General features: G+C 45.7%; 16 protein-coding genes. 7 read left to right on the top strand and 9 right to left on the bottom strand.

Annotation, left to right across the window (positions count from 1 at the left end; all coding sequences use genetic code 11):
* Positions 1 to 41: 41 nt before the first annotated feature.
* The 3 genes from aroD to LDK34_RS01790 are packed head-to-tail and all read right to left on the bottom strand — an operon-like array spanning position 42 to position 2,981.
* Positions 42 to 803 carry a type I 3-dehydroquinate dehydratase gene (gene aroD / locus LDK34_RS01800; RefSeq protein ID WP_431190213.1) on the bottom strand — a complete coding sequence of 254 codons (762 nt, stop codon included), beginning with the start codon at positions 801 to 803 and terminating at the stop codon, positions 42 to 44.
* 44 nt (positions 804 to 847) lie between these two features.
* On the bottom strand, positions 848 to 2,047 hold the full coding sequence (locus LDK34_RS01795; RefSeq protein ID WP_236941343.1) for an MFS transporter: 1,200 nt from the start codon (positions 2,045 to 2,047) through the stop codon (positions 848 to 850).
* Between the two features lie 43 nt (positions 2,048 to 2,090).
* A complete protein-coding gene (locus tag LDK34_RS01790; RefSeq protein ID WP_236941342.1) occupies positions 2,091 to 2,981 on the bottom strand; it encodes a shikimate dehydrogenase in 891 nt (296 codons plus the stop codon).
* Between the two features lie 139 nt (positions 2,982 to 3,120).
* On the opposite strand from LDK34_RS01790, the gene LDK34_RS01785 reads away from it, so the two are divergent.
* The 3 genes from LDK34_RS01785 to greA all read left to right on the top strand — a co-directional run bounded on the left by LDK34_RS01785 (position 3,121) and on the right by greA (position 5,440).
* On the top strand, positions 3,121 to 4,041 hold the full coding sequence (locus LDK34_RS01785; RefSeq protein ID WP_236941341.1) for a LysR family transcriptional regulator: 921 nt from the start codon (positions 3,121 to 3,123) through the stop codon (positions 4,039 to 4,041).
* 120 nt (positions 4,042 to 4,161) lie between these two features.
* Positions 4,162 to 4,911 carry a glycosyltransferase family 2 protein gene (locus LDK34_RS01780; protein ID WP_236941340.1) on the top strand — a complete coding sequence of 250 codons (750 nt, stop codon included), beginning with the start codon at positions 4,162 to 4,164 and terminating at the stop codon, positions 4,909 to 4,911.
* A gap of 61 nt (positions 4,912 to 4,972) precedes the next feature.
* Entirely contained in the window at positions 4,973 to 5,440 is a 468-nt protein-coding gene (gene greA / locus LDK34_RS01775) for a transcription elongation factor GreA (protein ID WP_236941339.1), read from the top strand.
* 76 nt (positions 5,441 to 5,516) lie between these two features.
* On the opposite strand, the gene LDK34_RS01770 is transcribed toward greA, so the two are convergent.
* The 3 genes from LDK34_RS01770 to LDK34_RS01760 all read right to left on the bottom strand — a co-directional run bounded on the left by LDK34_RS01770 (position 5,517) and on the right by LDK34_RS01760 (position 8,421).
* Positions 5,517 to 6,887: an FAD-dependent oxidoreductase gene (locus LDK34_RS01770; RefSeq protein WP_236941338.1), complete on the bottom strand. Its 1,371-nt coding sequence runs from the start codon at positions 6,885 to 6,887 to the stop codon at positions 5,517 to 5,519.
* A gap of 189 nt (positions 6,888 to 7,076) precedes the next feature.
* On the bottom strand, positions 7,077 to 7,826 hold the full coding sequence (locus tag LDK34_RS01765) for a sulfite exporter TauE/SafE family protein (protein ID WP_236941337.1): 750 nt from the start codon (positions 7,824 to 7,826) through the stop codon (positions 7,077 to 7,079).
* 25 nt (positions 7,827 to 7,851) lie between these two features.
* Entirely contained in the window at positions 7,852 to 8,421 is a 570-nt protein-coding gene (locus LDK34_RS01760; RefSeq protein ID WP_236941336.1) for a YbhB/YbcL family Raf kinase inhibitor-like protein, read from the bottom strand.
* A gap of 107 nt (positions 8,422 to 8,528) precedes the next feature.
* On the opposite strand from LDK34_RS01760, the gene LDK34_RS01755 reads away from it, so the two are divergent.
* The 3 genes from LDK34_RS01755 (at position 8,529) to LDK34_RS01745 (ending at position 13,523) form a co-directional block, all read left to right on the top strand.
* A complete protein-coding gene (locus tag LDK34_RS01755) occupies positions 8,529 to 9,095 on the top strand; it encodes a TetR/AcrR family transcriptional regulator (RefSeq protein WP_236941335.1) in 567 nt (188 codons plus the stop codon).
* A 635-nt stretch (positions 9,096 to 9,730) separates the two neighbouring features.
* Positions 9,731 to 12,445: an HAD-IC family P-type ATPase gene (locus tag LDK34_RS01750; RefSeq protein ID WP_236941334.1), complete on the top strand. Its 2,715-nt coding sequence runs from the start codon at positions 9,731 to 9,733 to the stop codon at positions 12,443 to 12,445.
* Positions 12,446 to 12,563: 118 nt separating this feature from the next.
* Positions 12,564 to 13,523 carry a DNA/RNA non-specific endonuclease gene (locus LDK34_RS01745; protein WP_236941333.1) on the top strand — a complete coding sequence of 320 codons (960 nt, stop codon included), beginning with the start codon at positions 12,564 to 12,566 and terminating at the stop codon, positions 13,521 to 13,523.
* Between the two features lie 583 nt (positions 13,524 to 14,106).
* Here LDK34_RS01745 and LDK34_RS01740 read toward each other — a convergent pair.
* Positions 14,107 to 15,501, bottom strand: coding sequence for an FAD-binding oxidoreductase (locus LDK34_RS01740; RefSeq protein WP_236941332.1), 1,395 nt, complete (start codon positions 15,499 to 15,501; stop codon positions 14,107 to 14,109).
* A gap of 147 nt (positions 15,502 to 15,648) precedes the next feature.
* Between LDK34_RS01740 and LDK34_RS01735 the strand changes: the two genes are divergently transcribed.
* Positions 15,649 to 16,764 (top strand): TMEM175 family protein, encoded by a 1,116-nt coding sequence (locus LDK34_RS01735; RefSeq protein WP_236941331.1) that lies wholly within the window; start codon positions 15,649 to 15,651, stop codon positions 16,762 to 16,764.
* A 163-nt stretch (positions 16,765 to 16,927) separates the two neighbouring features.
* Here the strand turns inward: LDK34_RS01735 and LDK34_RS01730 are convergent, their stop codons facing one another.
* Entirely contained in the window at positions 16,928 to 17,467 is a 540-nt protein-coding gene (locus tag LDK34_RS01730; RefSeq protein WP_236941330.1) for a PadR family transcriptional regulator, read from the bottom strand.
* Positions 17,468 to 17,510: 43 nt separating this feature from the next.
* Positions 17,511 to 18,047 (bottom strand): phenolic acid decarboxylase, encoded by a 537-nt coding sequence (locus tag LDK34_RS01725; RefSeq protein ID WP_236941329.1) that lies wholly within the window; start codon positions 18,045 to 18,047, stop codon positions 17,511 to 17,513.
* Positions 18,048 to 18,115: the final 68 nt, after the last annotated feature.

The following is an 18,115-nucleotide window of genomic DNA, read 5'->3' as shown; positions in this document are numbered from 1 at the left end:
TCAGTCATTTGGTCGGCCCATCTGTCACGCTATTCGTGTTTCTAGTTCAACTTCAAATCTTCTAGTTCTTGACGTAAATTCTGTAGCGGAATCTGTCCCGGTGCTGAAGCGGCACCAACTGTTGCAAACGTTAATGCAGAACCAAAAGTTTCACCCGCAATCCGAGAAACTTTGCCCAAATCACCCATCGACATTGTAATCAGTGGCTGATTCACAGACGCTGCGGTTTTAGCAGTGGCCGTTAATAAGGTCAGAACATCGTTAGCGTTATGAGGCATTACTGCCATCTTGGCAACATCAGCCCCGAGCTCAATCATTCCTGTTAAACGTGACTGAATTTCATCAGTAGCTGGCGTTTTGTCAAAGTCATGATTGCTCATAATGACGACTACATTTTCCCCATGAGCCGCGCCAACTAATCCTTTCACGGCCGTTTCATCATGAAAACGTTCAACATCTAGTGCATCGGTAAAGCGCCCCTGAAGAACAGCCTCGCAAACCTTGAAATAACCATCATCGGGCAATTCCAGTTCACCGCCTTCACCTTTAGTTCTAAAGGTCGTTAACAACGCAATGTCACCGAGAATTTGACGCAGTTGCTGACCTGTTTGAGTTAACTGGCCCGCATCCAATACACCCTCAAAATAATCAATTCGCCATTCCACAACGTCTGGTTTAACCGTGACAATCTTTTGGGCCTGTTCACCGATTTCATCCGCGGTTTTGCCGGTAATCGGCACCGCAATTTTCGGTCGACCAACACCAAGAGTGATGTTTCTGAGTTTAACTGTTGCTTGATTGATCAAGATGTTTCACCTCTCTAAATTGCTTCGATTAAAAGTCATATCTAGATAAACTTGTACTTAAAATTACGGACCATCACTAAGGCGATTAACAACACACCAATCAAAGTCACGACAATATCAAGTTTGAATACCCACAACACACTAGCAGCCGTATTGTTGATCACAAAACTTGAAACAAACGGACCAACGAAATAAGTCAACGCCGCCATGAAACTGTAGTAACCCGTAACTTTTCCTTTTTCTCTTGGGAAATACTGTGACAGGATGGTCAAACCCAGTTGCCAAATGCCGCCGGCCGCAAAGAATCCAATAACAATGCTCGTTATCTGTGCTAGCCACAAACTTGGCATCAGCGTCATCCACCCCAAGAAAATCAACGAAATGCCTGAGTAAGTCAGGACTAGATACATTGGTTTAATTTTTGTCACAATAACGGAGGTCACAAACACTGAAATCAAGGAGGCAATCGCATACCAAGAAACCAATCCTTTTGCAGTTGCCGCGCTGACCTTCAAAACGGAGATACCGAAGTTTGGCACATACTGCGTAAACACATAAAACGTAAAGGAAATCGTAAAACCGAGAACAACCAATGCAGTCCCATCAATGAGAACGCTAGGCTTTGATTTCGCAACATTTTGACTGTCCAATGTCATGTCAACCGATGTCTGTTTCGTTTCTGGTTTGCTCTCATTTTGTGGACCGAACTGACTGCGCATGATAATGATGCCATCGACGACCATGATAACGGTCATGCCAATCAAGGCTACCTTCGAATCGGGGATAGCAGCCACAATAAACGGTAAAGCAAACTGGGCAAGTGACATTGCGGCCTTTACAAGCGAATTCATACTAGCTGCACGATTTGTAAAAGCATCCGACAATGCCGGATAACTCGAAGCATCACTGAAGGAATCGGTGGCACCCATAAATAGCGCAAAGATTGAGGCCCATACAACATCTCGACTCAATACCAATCCCAAAAAGAAAATAATCGTCGTAGCAATACCGACAAGCATCGTCAGCTTTCGACCAAAACGATCTGATACATACCCTGCAAAAAGAATCGTTAACAACCGGCCAATCCCAATCATCGAAATAACGGTTGAGATTCCCTTTAAGTTGGTATTCCAAAGTTGCTGAAAGCTATTACTGTACTGAGAAATAATAATCGTTGCCATTCCAATGATGGCGTAGTTGAGGTATATTCCCGTTGCCAACGGAACGTATTTCTTTGTCATTTTTTCACAGCCATTTCTTTATTTTGCTCGAACTTTAAAAAGACTATTTGCTAGTAACGCCGTCATCGTTGAACAAAAGGTCACGAATATAGTCAACTGGCATATCTTCACCCGTCCACAATTTAAAGGCTTCGGCACCTTGTTCAAGCATCATGCCTAAGCCGTTAAAGACATGCTTGACGCCAGCTTGTTCGGCCACTTTCATCAGTTTTGTTGTTCGTGGCGCATAAACGGTATCAAACACAATCATGTCCTGTCGGAACCAGCTAGGATCGCTCACTAAGGTTTCATCTTCTAAAGGTTTCATGCCAACACCCGTGGAATCACAATAGATTGCTGATTCAGAAATTTGCTGTTTAAAGTCATCCTGGTCAGCTAACGTGTGTAACGTCGCATGACAATTTGTCTTCTCATTAATAATGTCAACATTATGCTTAGCATTCTTTTGGTAAACACTATCCAAATCAAAAATAGCAATTTCTTTTACGCCATCTAAAGCTGCTTGAATGGCAATCGCAGTGCCGGCACCACCAGCACCAGCCAATGTCATCTTTTTACCGCGAATATCCAAGCCTTCATCAGCTAATGATTTCATGAATCCTGTACCATCAGTTGTGTAACCGGTTAAAGTCCCATGATCATTTACAATCGTGTTAACGGCGCCAACCATTTCGGCAGCCGGATCCAATTTATCAAGTAATGGAATGACCTTTTGCTTATTTGGCATTGAGATATTTGATCCACGCATATCCAATGTTCGAATAGACTCGATTGCACTTGGTAAAGTATCATTGCCAACTTCAAAGGCCAGGTATGCATAGTTCAATCCTAATTTTGCGAATGCATTATTGTGCATCGTTGGTGACATTGAGTGTCGGATCGGATAAGCCATCAAACCAATTAAAATTGTGTGTCCATCAATACGTTCAGTCATTTTAAGTCACTCCTATTTTCTTATTCCCAATTTTGTTAATTAATTCACTTGCTATGTTAGCGGTTACAAAGATACAAATAAATAACGCTTACTTGTTCAATCAATAGAATTCTTCTATCATTCAATCAGAGGTGATTTCATGAATTTACGCCACTTAGTTTTCTTTCAAGAATTAGCCAAAACACAGCATATGGCACTTGCAGCCGAACATCTCGGTATTTCACAACCGTCTCTAAGCTACGCCATCAACGGTTTAGAAAGTGAGCTTGGAGTCCCACTGTTCGAGCATGAAGGTCGCAACATTAAACTCACTCGATTTGGCAAATCATACTTAACGTACGTTAATGCTGGTCTTGCCAAACTAACCCAGGGAGAGGAACTCGTTCAGCAATTGATGGACGCCAACACAGGACATATTGAACTTGGCTTCACATATACACTCGGACAAGGTCTTGTGCCATCAGTCATGAGTGCCTTTCAGCAAACTTCTAACAATACCAAGATTTCTTTTGCACTCACACAAGGCAACTCATTTCAATTACTACAGGCACTCCGCCATGATTCACTGGATCTTGTGCTGGCCTCTCGTGTCCAAAAACTGGGTGACGTTGATACCAGTAAAGAATTTCTTTTCACACCACTTGTGAAACAGGAGATTGTCTTAGCGGTCCCTGCAAATCATCCACTAGCACATAAGAAAAACGTTTTCGTTAGTGATATTGCCAAATATCCCCTCATTTGCTATTCAAAAACCAGTGGATTAAGACCACTGATTGACAGAATTCTTGAACGTTCTGGTATCACTCCACAAATTCGATACGAAGTTGAAGAAGACTACACGGTGGTCTCATTCGTAGAACATAATTTTGGGATTGCTTTAGTGCCAAATTTGCCACAGCTTAAACAAGAGCACGTTAAGTTGCTACATCTTACTGATAATTATGTCGCTCACCAATTGTATTTAGTTACTAAAATTAATCAATTTATGGCACCGTCAGTCACGCGATTCCGAGATTTTTTGATACAATACTGCGCCTCCGATATTAATGGTTACGAATAGCCAGTTAGTAAATAATCAGTCTCGCTAATAGCTAGCATGTCCAAGTATGATTCTCCCCCTTTTCCTTTGTTTCCTCGTATCATCAAACCAAGTGAATATTTCCTTGAGGGAGGTTAAATTATGAGCGAACAAAAACAACCAGCCATTACTGCTGTTGTGACTGTTTATAATCTTGGTAATTATCTGGATCCCTGTTTGGTCAGTTTAGCACGCCAAACATTAAGCAATTTCGAAGTCATTATGGTCGATGACCATTCAACAGATGGTTCAAATAGTGTGATCGAAAAATGGGCGCAAAAGGATTCTCGCTTCATTGCCGCACATTTACCAGAGCACAGCGGTGTGTCGGCTGCCCGCAACTACGGTATTGACCATGCAAGCGCACCAGTGATTTGCTTTGTGGATGGTGATGACCTATGTGAACCAAACTATCTGCAAACTTTCGTTGATGGTATGAGCCAACCCGGTGTCGATCTTGTAACTGTCGGCTATCGTTGGGGCGGCTATGCTCGCGGCGCCGTTTCCGGTATCACTGGATGGCACAAAATTAGTCAAGACGACATGTTATCCGAGGCTACAGAACACGGTACCCAAATTGGTGGCTACACTTGGAATAAAGCATTCCGAGTTAGTGTTATCAATCGTTTGATGCTGCGTTTTGATACCCATTTAAAACTGGCCGAGGATTTGCTGTTTACCGCGGATTACGAAGCTGGTGCACAGCGTTTTCTATTTAATCCGACACTCGTCTATAACAAAGTAAGTCGGCCTGGTAGCACCATCCACACTGCGTCAATGGCTATGCGTCGCGGCGAGATGGAAGTCGACGCGCACATTGATCAGTTGCGAGAAAACCTGAATGCAGGATGACGATGATTGCCCACTGTCTTATAATTGTGGGGAATAATCACACCCAAAGGAAGTTTGTCGCATGCAGTTAACCGCAAATTCAATGACGCCAACTGGCTATCACCAAATCGAACAGGAAATCACCCGTTTAGAGTTGGACCGTCCCAACCGCATCAAACAGTTGCAGGAAGCCCGTGCATTAGGCGACCTATCGGAGAACGCTGAGTACAGCGCCGCCAAACGTGATTTGCGTCACCTGGAAAGCCGTTTGCGTTATCTTAACAAGTTGCTACAATACGCGGAGGTCGTCACACCAGAAACGCCAGATCAGGTCGAAGTTGGCAAACATGTCGATGTGCAATTCGATGACGAAAACGATACTAACGCCTACCAAATTGTTGGTAAGTTCGAAGCTGATTTGGATGCTAACAAAATTTCGTTCGACTCGCCGTTAGGACACGCCATGATCGATCATAAGGTTGGCGACACCGTCACAGTTAAGGCACCAAACGGGGATTATCAGGTTACGATCAGAAAAATTAAAAGTTAAAGCCCGTTTAGGTTGTAAAAAGCCAACGCAATTTCTCGCGTTGGCTTTTTCATTATTTAAAATAACGTTTCAGCTATTAGAATCGTGCCCGACCCAATGCATGTTGAGCAGCCAAGTTCAACAAACTCCATTGACGGTCAAAACCAGGCTGGAAGAAGAAGTCAGCGGTAGCTAAATCTTCCAAAGTCAGTTTGTGCGCAACAGCTAAAGCAATCACGTTGCCTTGAGCAGTGATGTCGTACTTGGAGAGAACAGCGCCACCAAGAATTTGGTGCGTCAGTGGATCAAACGTCAAACTGGTGTAAACGTCTGTGTTGCCAGCACTTTCTGGGACATATGCTGGTCGCAGCGTGTCCTTGTAAGCACTGGTTGCAACTGGCACATCAACTTTAGCAGCCGTGGTGGTGTTCAAACCAGCAGTGGCAAAGTGATAATCAAACACACTTAATGCAGAAGCGCCAACAACTCCCTTGAATGGGAAAGCGGGTGTATCTTCAAAGATGTGATCAACTACGTACTGGGCTTCTCGACGAGCGGTGGTTGCTAATGCGATTGGCATTGGCTTGCCAGCTGGAATAGATAATGGCAGGATGGCATCCCCAATGGCATAGACATCAGGTAAGTTCGTTTGTAAGTATGGGTTAACGTCGATAAAGCCACGGTCCGTTAAGTTAACTGTGCCTGACAGCCAAGCCGTATTTGGTTTAACGCCAGCTGCACAAATAACGAGATCAGCTGGATAAGTCTTGTCAGCTGTCTTTACACCAGTAACAGACTTGTCCCCTTCAAACGACTTAATCGACTGAGACAAGGCTAATTCAACACCCTTACTAGTCAACTCTTTAGTAACAACGTCAGTCAAATTTTCGTTGAGATAGTTGCCTAACAGGCGGTCAATCATGTCCATTAAGGTGACGTGCTTACCAGCCTTAGTAAAGACTTCGGCAGCTTCAATCCCGATGTATCCAGCACCGATGACGGCAACGTTCTTAATGCTATCATCCGTAGTGGCCGCCTTGATCTTGCTGGCCCAATCGTAACCACGCATTGCGTAGATGCCATCTAAATCGTGACCTGGAACTGGCAAGACCGTTGGCGTTACACCGGAGCTCAAAACCAGTTTGTCATAAGCGACTTGCTCAGTCTGACCAGATTTAACATCCTTCACGCTGACTTCTTTCTTGTCAGCATTGATGGCCGTAACTTCGTGGTTGTTGAAGACGTGACCACCCTTGCTGGTAATGTCTTCTGGTTTAAAGTTACGGACATCTTCTTGAGCAGTTACCTTGTCCTCCAAGAATAATTCCATCCCACATGACATGAATGAGACAAAATCACCTGCTTCATAAATCGTGACATCCACGTCCCGATACTTATCCAACAGTTCAATTGCTGATTCGTGACCACCGTGTGATGCACCGACAATAACGATTTTTGTTTTACTCATAAATAGTTAACCTCCATCGTATGTTTTAGAATCATTCTAATTCCTCTAACACACATACTGTAAAACTTACACGTTTTCGATGCAAGACCCGCTCACAAATTCAAACACGCAAAAAGCCGATAACATCAACGATATCGGCCAATTTAAATTTTTTACAACTTATTTTTTCTTGCAGTTTTGGCAAACGGATTAAAAAAACATCCTCAAGCCCATGACAACTAACAATAAACCCATCATTGGCTGTAAAAGCAGGTTTAACACCCGTTTGTTCAACCGGTTAATAATCATTGGCGCTAAGGCTGCACCAATGATTGCACCAATCATAAGACCGAAACCAATGGACCAATCCACGTGACCACTGGACATGTGAAAGAGCAGTCCAATCAGCGTCGTACCGACTAATACGTATGAGGAGGTCGCAGCGGCGTGCACGGTATCCAAGCCCATTAATAATAAGCCAGCCAAGATTGGACCGCCACCACTTAACCCGGCAACACCTACCATCAGTCCACTTAAGATACCAAACGCGATCGCTTGAATTCGTTTGGTACCACCGTTGGCTGTTTTATTCCGGTGCGGCAAGTACTGACGCGCAATAATCTGGACACCGAGTAACACTAAGATAATCGCGATAACCCAAGTATAGATTTTGGTCGGTATGAACGGTGATAACAAAGAACCAACAATGGTCGCAGGCAAGGCCGCCAGTAACATTCGATTACCGACTTTAGCTTCTACATTACCCGTGCGATAATGGCTGTATGCGCCGACACACAGCGATGGAAATGCCGTAAATAGTGATGTTGCGGCCGCTACAGCAGCCGGCAAGTGAAAGACGCCCGTTAATACGCCTAAATAGATGGCCGCACCACCGCCACCCATCGAAATCACCAGCGTACCAATAATAAAACCAGTAATAATTAACTCAATCCACAGCATGGTTTATCCTTCTCTCTAAACAACATTAATCAGTCTCACTCTGTTTGTCGGTCGAAGCCTTGGTGTACAGCAAATTTTGAAATGCCATTTCGGTAATGTCCTCGTCGTTCACACGCGCCATCAGATCAGCTAAGGAAAAACCTTGTTGCAATCCTAAAGGTTGCGCGAACCCATAAACAGTCAATTGATAGTGATGTGTCCCTGATTTTGGTCGCGGACCTGCGTAGTGTTGTTCTAACCATGTATGTTGAGCACGCAACTTCCACCACGGTGCCCGTAAATCCTGAATGACAGAGTGCAAACTGTTTTCACCCTGAGGCACGTTCGTGTGGCGACTAAAATCTGCTGACACAATTATGGACTGACCTTCGACAGGTGCATCAGCGACCACCCAGTGTGTCCACGGAAGCCCAAACATAGGCACCGTATCGTAGTCAATCAGCTTCCAGGCCACCACCTTGGTGGCCCTACTTAGGTCAAGAATCTCAAACGGAAATGATTGCGGAGTCACCCCTTCGATTTTTTCCGAAGCAATCGCATTACCACCGTACTGATCAGGAATTGTCTTATCTGAAAATGGAAACCGTAATTTCATTATTCAAAACTCACATCTCTTTTTTATTTTACACTTTGTAAGTATAATTTACATGTTGTAAAATGTAAATATAAACAAACCACTTTCTGTGAAGGAGTCATTAATTCATGGTTCAAAAACGCGATTTATCTGCTGAAAAAATCATTCAAACGGCCACAGACCTAATTAAAGCTGACGGCGCTGATGCTGCTACGTTTGGTAACATCGCCAAGGCGCTTAACTGTCGAACGCAGGCCCTTTACTTCTATTTCAAGAACCATAACGACTTGTTGCTCGGTGTCGCAACGAACTTTTTCGCAACCCTTAATCAAGAAGTCCAAACGGCCTGCTTCGATTTAAATGGTCGGGAAGCACTGATCAAAATGGCCACCACCATCCGTAACTACGGCCGCCAAAACTTGGATCTATCACTAGCGGTGATGAGAACGTCTGGACTGCCCGACCACCTGTCGGCTTTCAACGAAACACGTCTTTTATCCGAAATGATGCAGCAGTACATTGGCGATTTTGTCAGCGATCCTGTACAACAGCTATCCATCTCACGTGGTGTCCGGTCCATGATCATCGGTGAAATCGTCAGCGAAAGTGTCGGTTGGTTTAGAAATCCTGCCATCGATCGCGATGACAGTTTCGTCGACAATCTGATGCGGCTGTTTGATGAATCACAAAAGTAGATTACATTTAGATGGCGTTGCGCCGAGAAGTACCACATCGTACCCGTTACGCTGACTTGAAACGCCGTTCCGTGGGACCGGTCTCAGCCCCAAGCCCAGGGTCTTCAACCTCGACTTTGAACCCATAAACCAGGTTTCAAAGCTCGTCCTACAACACTAAATGGCTAAAACCACGCCATTAAGTGTTGTTTTCACGAAACTCTGTTTCAAGTCAGCTCCACTCCTGTCAGAAATATCCTTTCGTCCACTAAACTCTTGGGCTGAAAGGATATTTTTGTAAACTTTACTGCTAGATTAGCTGGAGGGCGTCAACAGTGATACCGAGCCGTGAAGGTAACCTAAATTCGGTGGTTTTGCCGAATTTAGGTTACGGACGGTCGTGAAGACTCAGGTTTGGAGGCTTCACGGCGAGGTGAAAGACTCTGGTCCTCAAGAGGCTTGAACCGGTCCCGCGGCGAGCGTGTCACTGTTGACAACCGCAAGCGACAAGTCACCACGAACAGAACCTTAAATCACCAATACGGTTTTACTCTTTAGCCATTATATTTCGAAACGATATTGCTTTAATGATAGTAAGCTGACATGATATACTTTTCTCACTAAAACTAACTTAATTCAGAAGGAGTCTTCATTTAATGTCACAGAACCCAAATACCGCACCTGATGCACCTGACCCCAAACCTAGTCCTGTCTATGTACAAACGGAAACCGAGGTTTTGGATCACTATCGCAGTGATCTCGAAACAGGGCTAACGGCCGAAACCGCAGCCGACCGACTGGCCAAAAACGGGCCAAATGAACTAACAGCTCATGTCACGCCAAAATGGTTGATATTCTTGCGTCAGTTTAACAACGTAATCATCTACATTCTGCTATTTGCAGCTGCTTTTACCCTTTTCATTAGGCACTATTCCGACGCCGTCGTTATCGGTTTGGTAGTCATCATTAATGCCTTGATTGGCTACTTTCAGGAAGTCAACGCCAGCAACGCACTTGATAAAATCAAGTCGATGTTGTCAACCGAAGCCACGGTTATTCGGGACAGTGCACGGACAGACGTGCCGGCCACCGAGCTAGTAACCGGGGATATTGTCTATCTGGAAGCAGGTGACAATGTGCCTGCCGACATGCGGATCCTCGATTCTGATAACCTGCGGATTCAAGAATCTGCTTTGACTGGTGAACCAGATTCTGTCCTCAAGAACTCTGACCCACTGAAAGACAGTAAAACACCGCTAGCTGAGCGTGAAAACATGGCCTACGCCAGCACTGCCGTAACCAACGGAAGTGCTACTGGTATCGTCACGGCAACCGGTCACGATACTGAACTTGGTCAAATTGCGGATGATGTAACGGATGTCAAACAAACCAAAACGCCGTTGATGAAGGAACTCGACCGGTTGGGAACCTGGATTTCCTACTTCATCATCGCCGTTGCCATTGCACTGTTTATCTTTGGTTGGGTGCGTCATTTATATGCGTTGCCAACCCTCGCACTAGCAATCATCACCATGATTGTGGGTTCCCTGCCTGAAGGTTTGCCGGCTTCAACTTCCGTCATTCTCGCAATGGGTGTGAATACGATGGCGCGCAATAAGGCAATCGTTAAAACCTTGCCATCCGTCGAAACGCTAGGCGCTGTCGACATTATCGCCACGGATAAAACCGGAACGTTAACGAAGAACGAAATGACGGCTCAGGATATCATTACTAAGGATCATCAGTATCAAGTTACGGGAACTGGCTATCAACCTAAAGGTCAGATTACGGCAAATGGTCAACCAGTTAACGTTCAGGATGACCCAATCTTGAAAGAACTCTTAATTAGTGGTTTCGAGGCCAACGACACCATGTTACAAGAAGAAGATGGCCAGTGGATCCTGAATGGTGAACCGACAGACGGTGCCTTCCTCACGCTGTACCACAAGGGCTGTGGGATGGACGAGCCTGCGTTTGAGGAGTTGGACCGCATTCCGTTTGACTCCGACTATCGTTACATCGCCCGCCTCAGTGTCCGTGAAGATGGTCAACATGAAGTGTTCGTAAAGGGTGCGCCTGACAAATTGTATGAAATGGCGCAGGCAGCTGACCCGACGTTTAATGTCGATCACTGGAACGACGTCATTCACGACTTAACTACTCAAGGCAAACGGGTTGTGGCAGTGGGCCGTAAACTCGTGGGCAAAGACATTAGAGAAGTCACACACGAAACATTGCGCGATGGTGTCGACTTTCTCGGAATTGTCGGGATTATTGACCCGCCACGTGAAGAAGTTATTGATGCGTTAAAAGAAATGCGAACCGCCGGGGTCAAAGTTAAAATGATCACTGGTGACCATCCTGACACGGCAACTGCCATTGGCCGTCAACTTGGTTTGGCTGATAACATTCAAACCATCACGGGCGCAGAATTAGACGACATGTCACCTGACGAACTACGTGCCAACATCAATCGATATGATGTGTTTGCACGGACGACGCCAAGTAACAAACTGGCCATCATCAAAGCCTATCAGGAAAACGGGAAGATTACGGCGATGACCGGTGACGGTGTCAACGACGCACCTGCTTTGAAACGCGCTGATATTGGTGTCGCGATGGGTATCAAGGGAACCGACGTAGCCAAGGACGCGGCCGACATGATTTTAGTCGACGATAACTTTACGACGATGACAAAAGCCATTCGTGAAGGCCGGCGACTGTACGACAACATCAAGAAGACCATCGCCTTCCTGTTACCAACGAGTTTTGCCGAAGGTTTAATTGTCGCATTCAGTATTTTGATGCAACAAAAACTACCATTGGTTCCAACGCAATTGCTCTGGATCAACATGGTCTCGGCCGTCACGATTCAGTTTGCGTTCATTTTCGAACCGGCTGAACAAGGCATTATGCAGCGGCGACCACGGAAAACTGGTTCAACCCTGATGAACAAACATGACGTGTTCCAAATGGCCTATGTGTCCGTCTTAATAGCGGCGATGGGACTGTGGGCGTTTGATTGGCTGGCCAACAACGGTGTCAGCCAAGTCATTGCCAGCACGATTACCGTTAACGTCATTGTGTTAGGTAAGGTGTTCTACCTGTTTAACATTCGCAGTCCGCATCTGGCCTTCTCAAAGAACTTCTGGACGAACAAAATGGCGTTTGTCGTCATTGCCGCGCTAATGTTGCTGCAACTTGCGCAAGCGTACATTCCGTTTATGCAGGACATCTTCAAGACTGGTCCAATGAGTTGGAGTCAATGGGGATTGGCGATTATCGCAGGGTTTGTCACGTTAGTCGTTACTGAAGCCGACAAGATTATTCGGATGCAGTGGCACAAACGTAAACAACCGCGCATGAACTAATGCACTTAATTTACAAAAGAAGCAGTACCGTCAATTTTGTTGACAGTACTGCTTTTCGTTTGCCATGCGAGTAAACTATTAGGTGGCAGACAAGTACAAAGAAAATAAGGATTGGATCATGAAAAAGAAACGTTTCAAACTAAAACAACGTAAGCTCGTTACCGCCTTGGCAACCATTGCAGTGTTAGTGTTCGGTTACTTCTTTTCGACTAATAGTACCGACGTCAAGGCTTTTACCCATGGCCCTCGCCAAGTCACCACAATGCGCCGTCATTACCGTCACTGGACCAAACAAGCTGAAAACTGGTTCAGTAGTAGCAGTAATTCGGGCAGCACGCAAACGACGCCGACTACCGCCGATGTACCCCGTGACGCGACTGACAGTCAATTGTTGGCGCTACAATTCGACGCGAACAAGTATCCAGAAAACTACGTCAGTTTGGGCAAATCAACCTTAACCAGTTTACAAATTCATGATGCCTTAGAGCACAACCATGAACAAGCCTGGTACACGATTGACTCGCCGGATACGCTGGGCCGCAGTCAAGCTGGCCAAGCGTTAGTCACTTACAACAGTGTCAGCGCCACAGCCGCCATGAAGCGACCTTCGTTTGCTGAAAGCGCTGATCCAACAGGTTACGAAGGCAATAATCGCATTGCTCAGTTAAGCGGTTATCGCGGTTATTTCTACAACCGTTCCCACACGTTGGCTTGGTCGTTAGTTGGTAATCTGGGCGGCCCTGACACCAGTAGCAATGCCATCATGCAGCGCAACAACTTAACGACTGGCACTCGTGCTCAAAACGTTGGTACAAACGGACGTAGCCAAAGCACTGCCGGTGGGATGGCCTACGCTGAAACCGCAATTCGTGAATTTGTCAGAGAACGGCCAAACATCCCCGTCTACTACGTTGTCACCCCGCTATACCAAGGCAATGAACTCGTTCCACGCGGCACTCATGTTCAGGCTGTCAGCACGACGGATGACGGACAAGCCCTCAATATTAACGTCTATGTATTCAACGCTCAGAGCGGCGCCACCATCAACTATTCCGATGGCAGTTGGACACAGAATTAATCTTCTACTATGTATGCTTCATACCGCTCCACTGACCTGAAACGCCGTTCCCTGGGACCGGTCTCAACCCGCACAAACCGCGGTTCTCCACCTCGATTCTGAGCCACAGCCCGTCTCAGAAGTCGTCCCGTAACACTACGCGGCAAAATTCCCGCCGCCAAGTGTTACCGACACGGAACTCTGTTTTATGTCAGTTCCGCTCACATTGCACATGATAAAACATCCATTTTATTCCACCCAAATAATTGAAAAACTTAGTTCAATACAAACTGAGACGGTACAGTAGACTTGCAGCTATTCTAGCTGAAGGGCGTCAACAGTGATACCGAGCCGTGAAGGTAACGTTAATTCGGTGGTTTTCCGAATTTAGGTTACGGACGGTCGTGAAGACTCGGTTTTAGAGGCTTCACGGCGAGGTGAAAGACTCTGGTTCTCAAGAGGCTTGAACCGGTCCCACGGCAAGCGTGTCACTGTTGACAACCGCAGGCGACATCAAAATCAAAAAACGACCTGCACGAGGTTTGGAACATTACCTGTGTAGGTCGTTTTCTATAGTTGCATCAAAGGTGTAACAATTGTGCGCTTAATTGATTTTCCGTTTCGGATTCAGAATCCCCATCGGATCAAGCAACGACTTGATTTGGTGCTGAACCATGTCAACATCATCGCCAAGTTCTTCGTTGACCCACTGGTTCTTCAACATACCAACCGCGTGCTCACCAGAAATCGTCCCACCGAGTGCCAAGGCTTTGCGAAACATCAATTGCAGTGCCTTGATAACATTATCAGGCACCTCCGTTTGTTCCTTAGGCCAAACGATACTTGGGTGAACGTTACCGTCACCAGCATGACCGGCGGTAAAGATTTGCACGTGAAGTTGATCGGCCACTTCACTGACGTAATCCATCATTGGCGCCAATTTAGACATTGGCACGGCCATATCTTCCATAACGTGATTGTGTCCGGCAAAGACCGCTGGTAACATGTCTTGCCGCAACTTTTCGATGGCCTTCATCTCGGCATCATCGGAAGTCACATGAATATGTTGTGCGCCATGATCGTTCAACACTTTTTCAGTAACCTTTAACGCTTCATCACCACCGACGTCCAAACGAAGAATCAGCATCGCGCCACTATTGTCAGCGTAATGCGTACCCTCATACTTATCCAAAGCCGCAACAGTATTAGCATCCAAAGCTTCCAACATTGCCGGATAGACACCGGATGCCCGCACTTCCGTCACTGCCTCTGACAGTTTGGTCATGTTATCAAAGAAAGCCAACCCCATCACCGCATGGCCAAGCGGAATTGGGAATAACTTCACCGTGATTTCAGTGATGATGCCCAGCGTACCTTCCGAGCCAACGAATAGGTGCGTCAGATCATAGCCAAACGCCTGTTTAAACGTCCGCCCACCTAACTTGAGTTCACGACCATCTGCTAAGACAACCTTCAAGCCCAAAACAGAATCACGGGTGGCACCATATTTAACGGTGCTCATCCCACCAGCGTTAGTTGACGCATTGCCACCAATTGCAGAAATCGGCCGTGAACCTGGATCAGGTGCATAAAACATGCCGACCTTATTAGCTTCATCGTTCAACGTTTGATTGATTACACCTGGTTGAACAACCGCCACTGAATCCTCACGGCTGATGTCCAAAATCTTATTCATACGAATCGTTGACAACATGATGGCACCAGCTTCTGCATCAGAACCAGAAACTGTGCTCGTCGCCGTCGTTTGTGGAATGACCGGAATATGAAACCGGCGGGCGACGCTCAAAACGCCCTTCACGTCATCCGTATCGCCCACTTCAACGTAGGCTAATAAGTCGCCATCCGCATCACCGATACCGTTAGGGTCATTCTTGTGTTTGGCCAAACTATCTGCGTCCGTGTACACGTCAGCGTGTGGCGTTGCTTGCTTTAAAGCATCTAAGATTTCATCTTGTGAATATGCACTGAATACTGCCATCTAAGTCGCTTCCTTACAATTTGTTAGTTATTTACACTGATTACCATAAATTTCTTCAACTCAAATGGCAAACATTTGTATTTGTGGATTTAGTCCCCTTATAAACGTGTACAATCAAGCTAAAACTATTCTTACCGAGGAATATTCATGGATAAGCTCAAAACACGGCTTGATGCATTCAGTGATGCCATCATCGCCATTATTATCACCATCATGGTACTTGATTTGCACGGCGTCGTAACAGATTCGCCATCGGCCTACTTATCATTAGCAAAGGAAATTGGCATCTACTTTATCAGCTTCTTCTACGTCGCTAATATGTGGTACTCGCACGCAACGGCGTTTGACGAAATTGGTTCGATGACCTATCGCATTCTGATTATGGACTTCGTGTTTCTTGCGGTGTTGTCACTGATGCCGCTATTCACCGGAATGATGGCAACAAATACGACTAGAGTGACGGTGATGGCTTACGGCGTCCTTTCTGCAGTCGTTAACGTGCTCTTCCGTGTTCTCGCCCAGTCAATCATCCATTTTAAGTACACCAACAAATCGGACATGGCGCAGGTCTACATAAAGATATACGGTTTTAATAACCGGATTCAAATGGCAATCAGCATTGCAGCTATCATCTTTGCTTACTTCAAACCGACGTGGGCCATCATTTTCTTTTTGGCTTACCCAATTTGGAACTTTCTGAGCAGCAGCAGTGATCGTCAGGAAATGTACGATGTTGAACAATTAACGCCGGATCAGCGCAAAGACTTCCTTGATTTTTCAACGGCTGACCGTAAAGCCTTTCGCGAGCAACAAGAAAAAATTACGGCTATGCTAAAGGCAAACGCAGAGGGACCGGTGCTCGAAGAAGACCCTCAAAGGGCAAACTCGCAAGCATTGCCAGCTGATGTGACTACAGATAGTTTGACCAGTCAGTCCGTTTCAGCCCAGACTTCACAGGCATCGACACTGGCGGCATCGCAGGCTAAGGCAGCTGGTGTCAAGTACACACCCCGGGCACCGAGAACCCCACGTCCCAATCCTCATCGCCGCAACTATTGGCAACAATGGCTCGATCAAAGCGATGACCCCCAATTACAGGACCAACTTCGACAAGGCGGTCGGTTAACCCAAATTCAAAAGCAGCAATGGGAATCTTGGTTTAAAGAACAGCGTGAAAAGGATCCACGTTTGCAGCGTCAAACGCAGCAAGCGCGAAAACAGGCTCAAAAGCAAGCTCAACGGCAGGCTCGTAAACAGAAATAGAAGTATTCTCGGCAAACGCGTTACTATCCAGCTATAAAATCATAGACGCTTTCAAACAAAACAAACAGCCTTTATGAGGACCGACATTCCCCCATAAAGGCTGTTTCGTTATCTACATACTATCTAGTTTCTAACAATTAGTCTTGATTCAGGCCTCAATTGGTTACTTCAACCCAGCTAGTGTTCGTTGTAGCCAATCGACATTGTTTTCTTCTCGTTCAATGGCGCGGGTCAAAATCAAAAAGTGACCATATTGTTGATCAATCTGAGCATCCTTGGAAAAAAGTTGTTGCTGTCGTTGTCGCAAATGGCTCAACTTTTTAGTGTGCAATTCTACCTGCGTCTGCAATATTTTCGCCAATGTTGGACTGTGGCGATCATGAATAAAGTAGAGTTTCAATGAACTCAGCGCATCATTTTCGGCTGTAATTGGTTCGTGCAACCAAGCCAGCAGGTGGTCGTGTCCATCTGCTGTGATCTCGTAGCGAATAACCTTAGCATCCTCATCTACGCGCTCAGTGGCGATTTTGATCCAGCCGTCAGTCAACATCCGTTTTAATTCTGGGTAAATTTGACTATGCGAGGCCTGCCAAAATTCGCCAATTTCTGTTTGGAATTCATTTTCGATGTCACGGCCAGACATATTGGGATGATTATCTAATAAACCCAAAATAACGTTTGGCAAAATTCTTGGTTTCGGCATAACGCACACTCACAATCTATCGTTTGTTTGAAGCCATTATAAACTACTTGCGAATGCGCTGGTAGCTGTCATCAAAGTAACGGCCTGCACGGATATCGTCAGTCATCCCATCGTACGGCGCTTCATCGATGACAGATTCGTTGTTTTGACCTGCTTCACCGACGTATGTGATGGACGCAAATTCGGGCACCACCAACTTAGGATACGTTTCGTACTTTTCACGTGATTCTTCCATCAAATCAATGTGCTCATTTTGAAAGGTCACCGTGATTTCTGGATGTTCCTCCACCCACTTAGGGAAGAAAATCGTCCCGTGCATTTTATTATCGTTTGGCATAAAGTCTAACGCCACATCAGTCCCAGTTGGTTCCGTCCAAGTAACCTTGTAAACACCTGGCACTAACATCACGATGTCAGCTTGCTGATCCTTTACCCAACGGCCTGCAACCATCCCGCCATGAATTCGATAATCAACGGTGTGATCATTTTTAGCGTACCATTCGTACTCCCAACCATTATCGTACGTGTAAATAAAGTGGGTGCCCAAGAAATCATCTAGTGTTACAAACTTTTTTGTCATAATTATTTGCCTCTTTTTTGTTATTGTCGATAACGACACATATCACTTTATGTCGTTATCGACATAAA

Source organism: Furfurilactobacillus milii, from assembly GCF_021654115.1.
Taxonomy (GTDB): Bacteria; Bacillota; Bacilli; order Lactobacillales; family Lactobacillaceae; genus Furfurilactobacillus; species Furfurilactobacillus milii.
This window is presented reverse-complemented; position numbering and strand designations above follow the sequence as displayed.

Coding starts and splice junctions, on each gene's coding strand:
- LDK34_RS01795 (WP_236941343.1), bottom strand. CDS start 2,047: ATGACAAAGAAATACGTTCCGTTGGCAACGGGAATATACCTCAACTAC.
- LDK34_RS01790 (WP_236941342.1), bottom strand. CDS start 2,981: ATGACTGAACGTATTGATGGACACACAATTTTAATTGGTTTGATGGCT.
- LDK34_RS01785 (WP_236941341.1), top strand. CDS start 3,121: ATGAATTTACGCCACTTAGTTTTCTTTCAAGAATTAGCCAAAACACAG.
- LDK34_RS01780 (WP_236941340.1), top strand. CDS start 4,162: ATGAGCGAACAAAAACAACCAGCCATTACTGCTGTTGTGACTGTTTAT.
- greA (WP_236941339.1), top strand. CDS start 4,973: ATGCAGTTAACCGCAAATTCAATGACGCCAACTGGCTATCACCAAATC.
- LDK34_RS01770 (WP_236941338.1), bottom strand. CDS start 6,887: ATGAGTAAAACAAAAATCGTTATTGTCGGTGCATCACACGGTGGTCAC.
- LDK34_RS01765 (WP_236941337.1), bottom strand. CDS start 7,826: ATGCTGTGGATTGAGTTAATTATTACTGGTTTTATTATTGGTACGCTG.
- LDK34_RS01760 (WP_236941336.1), bottom strand. CDS start 8,421: ATGAAATTACGGTTTCCATTTTCAGATAAGACAATTCCTGATCAGTAC.
- LDK34_RS01755 (WP_236941335.1), top strand. CDS start 8,529: ATGGTTCAAAAACGCGATTTATCTGCTGAAAAAATCATTCAAACGGCC.
- LDK34_RS01750 (WP_236941334.1), top strand. CDS start 9,731: ATGTCACAGAACCCAAATACCGCACCTGATGCACCTGACCCCAAACCT.
- LDK34_RS01745 (WP_236941333.1), top strand. CDS start 12,564: ATGAAAAAGAAACGTTTCAAACTAAAACAACGTAAGCTCGTTACCGCC.
- LDK34_RS01740 (WP_236941332.1), bottom strand. CDS start 15,501: ATGGCAGTATTCAGTGCATATTCACAAGATGAAATCTTAGATGCTTTA.
- LDK34_RS01735 (WP_236941331.1), top strand. CDS start 15,649: ATGGATAAGCTCAAAACACGGCTTGATGCATTCAGTGATGCCATCATC.
- LDK34_RS01730 (WP_236941330.1), bottom strand. CDS start 17,467: ATGCCGAAACCAAGAATTTTGCCAAACGTTATTTTGGGTTTATTAGAT.
- LDK34_RS01725 (WP_236941329.1), bottom strand. CDS start 18,047: ATGACAAAAAAGTTTGTAACACTAGATGATTTCTTGGGCACCCACTTT.